The organism is Burkholderia sp. AW33-5, from assembly GCF_053427615.1.
Genome location: NZ_JBSAXA010000005.1, coordinates 266,202 through 276,289 on the forward strand (window position 1 = coordinate 266,202; position 10,088 = coordinate 276,289).

Consider the following 10,088-nt stretch of genomic DNA (forward strand, 5'->3'; position numbering starts at 1 on the left):
ACGGGCGCCGGCGCTTCAGCGCAGGCGCCCGCTCTCATCCCTCGCCCGGCCGGGCGGTCGTCATGCCCGCATTAGACCAGCACGCGCTCGATCCCGCCATTGTTCGCGTGTGCGACATAATCGGCCATCCAGTTCTCGCCGAGCACCTGGCGCGCGATCTCGACCACGATGTAGTCGGCCTCGAGGTTCGCGTCCTCGTTGTAGCGCGACAGGCCCTGCAAGCACGACGGGCAGCTCGTCAGGATCTTCACGTCCGGGCCGTTCGCGGCCGGCGCCGGCGTGTCGCCGGCCACGACCGGGATGCTGCGCAGCTTCGCGGCCCCCTTGCGGATTTCCTCTTCCTTGCGGAAGCGGACCTGCGTGGACACGTCCGGACGCGTGACCGCGAGCGTGCCCGATTCGCCGCAGCAGCGCTCGTTCTTCTCGATCTTGTAGCCGTCCTTCTCCGTGCCCATCAGCTCGTTGACGAGCTTCACCGGATCCATCGTCTTGATCGGCGTATGGCACGGGTCGTGATACATGTAGCGGGTGCCCGTCACGCCGTCGAGCTTCATCCCCTTCTCGAGCAGGAACTCGTGGATGTCGATGATCCGGCAGCCCGGGAAGATCTTGTCGAATTCGTAGCCCGCGAGCTGGTCATAGCAGGTGCCGCACGACACGACCACCGTCTTGATGTCGAGGTAGTTCAGCGTGTTCGCGACCCGGTGGAACAGCACGCGGTTGTCGGTGACGATCTTCTCGGCCTTGTCGTACTGTCCCGAGCCGCGCTGCGGATAGCCGCAGCACAGGTAGCCCGGCGGCAGCACGGTCTGCACGCCCGCCTCCCACAGCATCGCCTGCGTCGCGAGGCCGACCTGCGAGAACAGGCGCTCGGAGCCGCAGCCCGGGAAGTAGAACACCGCTTCCGAATCGACGGTCGTCGACTTCGGGTTGCGGATGATCGGCACGATCTTGTTGTCCTCGATGTCGAGCAGCGCGCGCGCCGTCTTCTTCGGCAGGTTGCCCGGCATCTTCTTGTTGACGAAGTGGATCACCTGCTCGACCACGGGCGGCTTGCCGACCGTCGCCGGCGGATGCTGGGTCTGCTTCGTCACGACCTTCTTCAGCATGTCGTTCGCGAAGCGCTGCACCTTGTAGCCGACGCCCATCATCACGCTGCGCGCGGCGTTGATCGTCTGCGGATTGGTCGCGTTCAGGAAGAACATGCCGGCCGCATTGCCGGCGTTGAATTTCTTCTTGCCCATCTTGCGCAACAGGTTGCGCATGTTCATCGTGACGTCGCCGAAGTCGATCTTCACCGGGCACGGCGTCGCGCACTTGTGGCACACCGTGCAGTGGTCGGCCACGTCGTTGAACTCGTCCCAGTGCTTGATCGACACGCCGCGGCGCGTCTGTTCCTCGTACAGGAACGCCTCGACCAGCAGCGAGGTCGCGAGAATCTTGTTGCGCGGGCTGTACAGGAGGTTCGCGCGCGGCACGTGCGTCGCGCACACCGGCTTGCACTTGCCGCAGCGCAGGCAGTCCTTCACCGAATCGGCGATCGCGCCGATGTCGGACTGCTGCATGATCAGCGACTCGTAGCCCATCAGCCCGAAGCTCGGCGTGTATGCATTGCGCAGGTCGGCGCCGTCGAGCAGCTTGCCCTTGTTGAAGCGGCCGTTCGGATCGACGCGCTGCTTGTACGCGCGGAATTCGGCGATCTCGTCGTCGGTCAGGAACTCGAGCTTCGTGATGCCGATCCCGTGTTCGCCGGAGATCACGCCGTCGAGCGAGCGTGCGAGCGTCATGATGCGCGCGACCGCCGCGTGCGCATCCTGCAGCATCTCGTAATTGTCGGAGTTGACCGGGATGTTGGTGTGGACGTTGCCGTCGCCTGCGTGCATGTGCAGCGCGACGAATACGCGGCCGCGCAGCACCTGCTTGTGGATCGCCTGCGCCTCGTCGAGGATCTGCTTGAACGCGCCGCCGTTGAAGATCGCGCGCAGCTCCGCGCGGATCTCCTGCTTCCACGAGATGCGGACCGTGCGGTCCTGCGTGACGTGGAACACGGTCGCGCCCGGCTGATCGTCCGCGCGATCGGCGAACTTCTCGGCGAGCGCCTCGTAGCCGAGCTGCACGAGGTAGTGCTGTGCCTCGCGCAGCGGCTGGTCGAGCCGGTCGCGCACGAACTCCCAGCGCGCACGCACGCGCTTGAGCAGCTCCAGCGCCTGCTGCACGCGATCCTCGAGCAGTTCGGCGCTCGGGATTTCGTTCGCGTCGTCGGTCTTGCCGAGCGGCAGGTTGCCGGCGCGGAAGAACGCTTCGAGCGCGTCGACCAGCTGCAGCTTGTTCTTCAGCGACAGCTCGATGTTGATCCGCTCGATGCCGTCGGTGTACTCGCCCATCCGGTTCAGCGGGATGACGACGTCCTCGTTGATCTTGAACGCGTTGGTGTGCTTTGCGATCGCGGCCGTGCGGCTGCGGTCGAGCCAGAAGCGCTTGCGCGCCTCCGCGCTGATCGCGACGAAGCCTTCGCCGCTCTTGCCGTTCGCCATCCGGATTACTTCGGACGTCGCCTGCGCGACCGCATCGGCGTCGTCGCCGACGATGTCGCCGATCAGCACCATCTTGGGGAATGCGTTGCGCTTGCTCTTGGTCGCGTAGCCGACCGCGCGCAGGTAGCGCTCGTCGAGGTGCTCGAGGCCCGCGAGAATCGCGCCGCCCTGCTTCGACGTCTCGAACAGGTAATCCTTGATCTCGACGATGCTCGGGATCGCCTCGCGCGCCTGGCCGAAGAATTCGAGACAGACGGTGCGCGTGTGCGCGGGCATCTTGTGCAGCACCCAGCGCGCGGACGTGATCAGCCCGTCGCAGCCTTCCTTCTGCACGCCCGGCAGCCCGGCGAGGAACTTGTCGGTGACGTCCTTGCCGAGGCCTTCCTTGCGGAATCGGCGGCCTTCGATCTCGAGCATCTCGCTCTTCAGCAGCTTCTCGCCCGGCGCGTACGCGCCGTCGAACCACTTCAGCTCGAAACGCGCGACCGCGATGTCGTGGATCTTGCCCTGGTTGTGCTCATGGCGCGTGACTTCGAGCCAGTTGCCGTCCGGGTCGACCATCCGCCACCAGGCCAGGTTGTCGAGCGCTGTGCCCCACAGCACGGCCTTCTTGCCGCCCGCGTTCATCGCGACGTTGCCGCCGATGCACGATGCGTCCAGCGAGGTCGGATCGACCGCGAACACGTAGCCGGCCGCTTCGGCCGCTTCCGTCACGCGGCGCGTGACGACGCCCGCGCCGGAGAAGATCGTCGGCACCTTGTGCGCGACGCCCGGCAGTTCGGTGAGCTCGACCGCGCCGAGCTGTTCGAGCTTCTCGGTGTTGATCACCGCGGAGAACGGCGTGAGCGGCACCGCGCCGCCCGTGTAGCCGGTGCCGCCGCCGCGCGGGATCACGGTCAGGCCGAGTTCGAAGCACGCCTTGATCAGGCCCGCGATCTCGGCTTCGGTATCGGGAGTCAGCACGACGAACGGGTATTCGACGCGCCAGTCGGTCGCGTCGGTCACGTGCGACACGCGCGACAGCCCGTCGAAGCGGATGTTGTCCTTCTGCGTGCAGCGGCCGAGCGCCTTGGTCGCACGGCGGCGCAGGTCGGCCATCTTGTCGAATTCGTCGGCGAACTCGTCGACCGCGCGCTGCGCGGCGGCTTCCAGCATCTCGACGCGTCCGGCGCGTTCGCGGCCCGCGTCGTCGCGGTGCTCGGTCAGGTCGGCGCGGCGGCGCTTGCCGATCTCGGTCAGGCGGTGGTTCAGCGCCTCGATCAGCAGCGCGCGGCGCTTCGGGTTGTCGAGCAGGTCGTCCTGCAGGTACGGGTTGCGGCGCACGACCCAGATATCGCCGAGCACTTCGTACAGCATCCGTGCCGAGCGGCCCGTGCGCCGTTCGGCGCGCAGCTCGTCGAGCACCGACCACGCCTCCGCGCCGAGCAGGCGGATCACGATCTCGCGGTCGGAGAAGGACGTGTAGTTGTAGGGAATCTCGCGCAGACGGGGCGCGGGGTCGGCGGCGACGGTGGCGGCCGCGCCATGCGGATCGAAAACTTGTGGTGCGTTCATGTTCGGACGACTCGGAGGGCCGATACACCGTGCACGGGCGTCGGCAAGCGCGTAGGCGCAATCTTGGGGAAATCTGTTCTGGTGCCAGGCGCGCGACTATCTCGCATGGGGCCGGAGCGGGTCTGGACTCACCGTTCCGGGCCGGCGGGGCCTGGCGGCACTCGGAGCCATCAGCACGATCGCGCGCGGCGCGCATGCCGCTCCGCCGCGGGGCTGGCTGCGCGCGGCGTCGGCTTCAACGGGGCGATCCGAGGGTGCCTCTGCATCTTCCGATCCTTGATTCAAAACGGAATTCTAACCCATGATCGGCCCGCCCGTGAGACGCCGGACAGGTCGTGGGGCTTTCGCCGCAACCCGCGCCGGGCCTGCTTCGGCGCGATTTCGCGCCCGCATTCGCCGTCCGTCCGGTCGGTAACCACGCGGTTAACCCGGTAAAAAGGGGACGCTCCGCGCGGCAAACACGCCCGCCGACGCGCTTGCGCGACCGCGCGCCCGGCATGCCGCTTGCGTGCGGACGGACCCTTGGCGCTATCATTGATCCTTTACCGTCTGCTTCCGCACTGCACGCGAGCGCCCATGGCATCCCACGATTACCTGAAGAAAATCCTCACCGCGCGCGTCTACGACGTCGCGCTCGAGACGGAACTCGAACCCGCCCGCAACCTGTCGGCCCGACTGCGCAACCCCGTTTACCTGAAGCGCGAGGACAACCAGCCGGTGTTCTCGTTCAAGCTGCGCGGCGCGTACAACAAGATGGCGCACATTCCGGCCGACGCGCTCGCGCGCGGCGTGATCACGGCATCGGCCGGCAATCATGCGCAGGGCGTCGCGTTCTCGGCGGCACGGATGGGCATCAAGGCCGTGATCGTCGTGCCCGTCACGACGCCGCAGGTGAAGGTCGACGCGGTACGCGCGCACGGCGGCCCGAGCGTCGAGGTGATCCAGGCGGGCGAGTCGTACAGCGATGCGTACGCGCACGCGGTCAAGGTGCAGGCGGAGCGCGACCTCACGTTCGTCCACCCGTTCGACGATCCGTACGTGATCGCCGGCCAGGGCACGATCGCGATGGAAATCCTGCGTCAGCACCAGGGGCCGATTCACGCGATCTTCGTGCCGATCGGCGGCGGCGGGCTCGCGGCCGGCGTGGCGGCCTACGTCAAGGCGGTGCGGCCGGAAATCAAGGTATTCGGCGTGCAGGCCGAGGATTCGTGCGCGATGGCACAATCGCTGCAGAAAGGCGAGCGCGTCGAGCTGAGCGAGGTCGGCCTGTTCGCGGACGGCACCGCGGTGAAGCTCGTCGGCGAGGAAACCTTCCGGCTCTGCAGCGAATTCCTCGACGGCGTGCTGACGGTCGACACCGACGCGCTGTGCGCGGCGATCAAGGACGTGTTCCAGGATACGCGCAGCGTGCTCGAACCGTCCGGCGCGCTCGCGGTCGCGGGCGCGAAACGCTACGCGGAACGCGAAGGCATCGAGAACCAGACGCTCGTCGCGGTCACGTCCGGCGCGAACATGAACTTCGACCGGATGCGCTTCGTTGCCGAACGCGCGGAAGTCGGCGAGGCGCGCGAAGCCGTGTTCGCCGTCACGATCCCCGAGGAGCGGGGCAGCTTCAAGCGCTTCTGCTCGCTCGTCGGCGATCGCAACGTGACCGAGTTCAACTACCGGATCGCCGATGCGCAATCCGCGCACATCTTCGTCGGCGTGCAGATCAAGCGTCGCGGCGAATCGGCCGAGATCGCCGCGAACTTCGAGTCGCACGGCTTCAAGACCGTCGACCTGACGCACGACGAGTTGTCGAAGGAACACATCCGCTACATGGTGGGCGGCCGCTCGCCGCTCGCGCTCGACGAACGCCTGTTCCGCTTCGAATTCCCGGAGCGGCCGGGTGCGCTGATGAAGTTCCTGTCGTCGATGGCGCCGGACTGGAACATCAGCCTGTTCCACTACCGCAACCAGGGCGCGGACTACAGCTCGATCCTCGTCGGGCTGCAGGTGCCGCAGGCCGATCGCGCCGAATTCGAACGCTTCCTCGCGGCGCTCGGCTATCCGTACGTCGAGGAGAGCGCCAATCCGGCTTACCGCCTCTTCCTGTCGTAAAGGCTTCGTGCAATGAATCCCGAACATTCCCCGCTCGGCAAGGCGACCGTCTACGCAGCGCAGTACGACGCGTCGCTGCTGTTCCCGATCCCGCGCGCCGGCGCGCGCGAGCAGCTCGGCATCACGTCGGCGCCGCCGTTCTTCGGCACCGACATCTGGAACGCGTACGAGCTGTCGTGGCTCAACGCGCGCGGCAAGCCGCAGCTCGCGGTCGCGACGTTCTTCGTGCCGGCCGAATCGCCGAACATCGTCGAATCGAAGTCGTTCAAGCTGTATCTCGGCTCGTTCGCGCAATCGAAGTTCGACTCGGTCGACGCCGTGCGCGACGTGCTGAAACGCGACGTGTCGGCCGCGTGCGGCGCGAGCGTGTCGGTGCAGCTCGTGTCGCCGCACGATTTCGGCAAGCTCGAGATGGAGGAGCTCGACGGGCTGTCGCTCGACCGGCTCGACCTCGACACCGACGTGTACGAACCCGATCCGTCGCTGCTGTCGGCCGCCGAGGACGAAGCGCCGGTCGAGGAAACGCTCGTGTCCGACCTGCTGCGCTCGAACTGCCCGGTCACCGGCCAGCCCGACTGGGGCAGCGTGCAGATTCACTACGTCGGGCCGCAGATCGATCACGCGGGGCTGCTGCGCTACATCATCTCGTTCCGCAACCACACGGGCTTTCACGAGCAGTGCGTCGAGCGGATCTTCCTCGACATCCTGCATGCGTGCAAACCGGTGAAGCTCGCGGTGTATGCGCGCTATACGCGCCGCGGCGGGCTCGACATCAATCCGTTCCGCACGAACTACAACCAGCCGATGCCGGACAACGCGCGAACCGCGCGGCAGTGACGGAGGGCGGCGAACGCCGCGGGTAGTCACGGCGAACCTCAAACGAATCAGCCCGTTCGGCACAAGCCGAACGGGCTGTTTTCCTGTGCGCGGGAAGCGCGGTCGCGTTACTTCGCATACGCTTTGTACGCGATGCAGCCTCTCCACCAGACTCGACTGCACACATGCTCAGGATTCCTACCTCGAGCTTTTCACAACCCATTCTGATTATGCTGAACCGCCACACCTTGAAGCCTCTTCATAATATACTCCGACCCCACAACATCCCCAGCCCTTTTTAATTCCTCAGCAATGTTTTTGTACGACTCAACATTACCCGCCCTCGGTAAATCGCATGCCATCAAATTATAAACCCCCAAACCCGAATAAATCTCCTCACGAATTGAAAGATGAAATGGTTTTCCAACAGAATTTACATATCCATTCCATAAAGCGTTTGCATCTTTAAATTGATGACTAAGCATTCCGTTGCTTGCATCATCCATCAACCCCGGAACGATCCAATGATCGCTTTGTCTCTCCCACTGCCCAGCACACAGTTCGCCAGACTGGTTGCTCACAATACAACCAGTCTTTGTTTCCAAGACTGGACAATATTGTCTACTCTGAACCTCTGGCTTCCCGGACATGCCAGGATCTACAAAGCCAGCCCTGATTATGTCTATAACAGCGTATCCTCCAGTAGGAGATACTCTTAGGTGCAGATAATCTCCAAATATTACCCCCCCTTCTCGAGTTAACTTCTCCAACGGGAAAAGATTGAATTTATCCCCTCCCACGCTTGTATATGTTGCAACCTTCCATCCGGATCCAAAGATTTTTTTCTCATTAGACGTCAACGGCGCCGAGAATACAAGCATGGCACCACCCACAAGAGGTATGCGATCCGCGCTCGCGTGGCATATTTGCGAGTATCCGATCGCAGCCACCGACAAACATTTAACCAAAACAGATCGAATAAAATTCAACGACACCTCCTTTAAGAAAGCCCGTTCTTGAGTGATGAATATCTTGCGGGAGCAACGCTCACGCCACCAACCTTTGCCATCCGTCTATCCGGACCATATATTTCCAATATTTCATATTCGTAATCCGCACGACTATCTCCCCATTCGTCCGGATTTCTTGGAATAGATGGGTGACGGGAGAAGAATGTATCTAGCGCCTTGCCGATGTCTGGTCCGACATAAGACGGCCTGTTTACACTTTGATCCAGCGCCGTTGCACGGCCGAGATCCGATGCAAAATATTCGCCAACTGTGCACGAATAACGCGCCGGAACAGTGGGCAATACTATGTTTCTTAGACGGTCAACGAAATCCATCAACTGGCGTTTTTCGTATGATCTGCTAGAAATCGCATGAACAATGGCCGCCAGGGGTTCATTCTTGATCCTAGACTTGAAACTACTCTTCGAACACCCGTTTCTGATAAGCTTTTTCAAGCCGTCTCCAGTAATTTTTTCTCCCCCAGTAAGTATCGGATGAGAATAGTACATGGTAGCCGTCGGTCCAGCCCCATCGACCATCCACCCGCATCGTTCGAATAGATCTCGATAGTCAGCTTCGTTGAATGTTTTGAACTGTGCAACCTGCTCAGGAAATTCTCCATTTCCATATGAATTAATCGTTTTTTGCATTGCCCCTGCAGTTACGACTTCGCTGTCATATGACTGTACGGCATCCAAATTTCCTTCGTTTTCAGACATGGCAACAAGTATCCTCTGTTCACTTGAGGACAACTCCCCGGCACTCACCATATCACCCAGCACCGTCGACTTTGCCATCGGCTTGGAGCCCCAGTAAACTGGGCCATAATTGGATCCCATGCGAGTGATCTGAAATACCTCCTCGTAACAGCAGCCGCACTGGCACGCGTCGGGAGCTGAGGCAAAGTTGGCTCGCAGTGCAATTGGGTGAAGGTGAAAGACATCCGTCGTAGGGAAACCCGGGATACGTGCCTTGACGTCATCCCACCATGCGAGCTTCTTGATCCGCTTCTGCTCTTCCTCATGCTGCGACTTCGGCCCCGTCTGCTTTTCCAACTCGGTGATCAACTGCTTCCATTTCGACGGATTCGCCCACTCGCTCTCATGCTTAACAATCAATCGGGACGCCGCCTGCATCAACCACGGATATCCACCACGCTCGGTCCGTGACAGCGCACATAGCTCATCAGCCGCATGCTTACCATCGCCTCTGGTAATCAGGGCGTCATACACCTTAAGCATCAACGGACTGAGCTTCGAACGCGAAGCAAGGTCGTCAACATTGGCTCCGCTCGCATAATCAACCCACCCCTGCGTTGTCGCAAAGATCGTATGCGCCGGATCATGGGCATCCGCCAAGCACTCGAAATCAATCCACTTCTGCGCGAATTCCCGCGTCACCCGACCGCCCGCGTGGTTGAAGTCGCACACCCAGCCGTCAATCGGTTGACCTTGTGCATTCACACCGTCAACGTGCCACCAGTTCACCGGATAACCCGGATCGGGATTCGGATGCGGCTCAGCGACTCGTCGATTCGGGTCACGCGCCAGTTCGGCGAGCGAATACACCTGAACGGCGCCCGTTTTTCTCAACTGTGGATCAACACCAGGAACAAATTTTTTCTTGTCTTGAGTACGTTGATACAGCAACGTGCCCGGCGCGATCCGCAGGATCGTCGGCTCGGATGGCAGGCCAAGTGCCGTCCAATCCTCCTTGTTCGGGCTGTGTTGATTGACCCATGCACGCCCCTTTTCGAGGAACGGCTGGATGCTGTCATCGCAGAAGACTTCAATGTGTGCCATTCGGGTTCCCGAACTACACTGGTTCAGCGCGTCGTAGCGCCCCAAGTGCCCAATCAGGTCTCCTGCCTTGACTGGAATACCGGGCGTGTTGCCTGCCGCGCCCTGGCCCGTCGTCACGACAACCCGATCAAATACAGCGTCCTCAACCGTCTCTTCGGCGACCGGACCACCGTTTTCCTGGCCGAGAAACACCCACTTACCGATCGCACTCGACGTATTCACCGGCTTTCTGTGGATACAGTGACGTCCCACGAAGATCCGTCAACTGCCCC

Annotated in this window: 5 protein-coding genes; 2 read left to right on the top strand and 3 right to left on the bottom strand. The window is 62.3% G+C overall.

Going from position 1 to position 10,088, the window contains the following annotated elements; translation table 11 throughout:
* Nucleotides 1-71 precede the first annotated feature (71 nt).
* On the bottom strand, nt 72-4,088 hold the full coding sequence (locus ACV22V_RS12845; protein ID WP_059528212.1) for a DUF3683 domain-containing protein: 4,017 nt from the start codon (nt 4,086-4,088) through the stop codon (nt 72-74).
* A gap of 576 nt (nt 4,089-4,664) precedes the next feature.
* Between ACV22V_RS12845 and ilvA the strand changes: the two genes are divergently transcribed.
* Nucleotides 4,665-6,188 (top strand): threonine ammonia-lyase, biosynthetic, encoded by a 1,524-nt coding sequence (ilvA, locus tag ACV22V_RS12850; RefSeq protein WP_059528215.1) that lies wholly within the window; start codon nt 4,665-4,667, stop codon nt 6,186-6,188.
* 12 nt (nt 6,189-6,200) lie between these two features.
* Complete coding sequence (queF, locus tag ACV22V_RS12855; protein ID WP_059528217.1) at nt 6,201-7,025, top strand: NADPH-dependent 7-cyano-7-deazaguanine reductase QueF; 825 nt, start codon at nt 6,201-6,203, stop codon at nt 7,023-7,025.
* 191 nt (nt 7,026-7,216) lie between these two features.
* On the opposite strand, the gene ACV22V_RS12860 is transcribed toward queF, so the two are convergent.
* Both ACV22V_RS12860 and ACV22V_RS12865 read right to left on the bottom strand, forming a co-directional pair.
* Nucleotides 7,217-7,885: a hypothetical protein gene (locus ACV22V_RS12860; RefSeq protein WP_448014090.1), complete on the bottom strand. Its 669-nt coding sequence runs from the start codon at nt 7,883-7,885 to the stop codon at nt 7,217-7,219.
* A 119-nt stretch (nt 7,886-8,004) separates the two neighbouring features.
* Nucleotides 8,005-10,038 (bottom strand): hypothetical protein, encoded by a 2,034-nt coding sequence (locus ACV22V_RS12865; RefSeq protein ID WP_448014091.1) that lies wholly within the window; start codon nt 10,036-10,038, stop codon nt 8,005-8,007.
* Between the last annotated feature and the right edge of the window lie 50 nt (nt 10,039-10,088).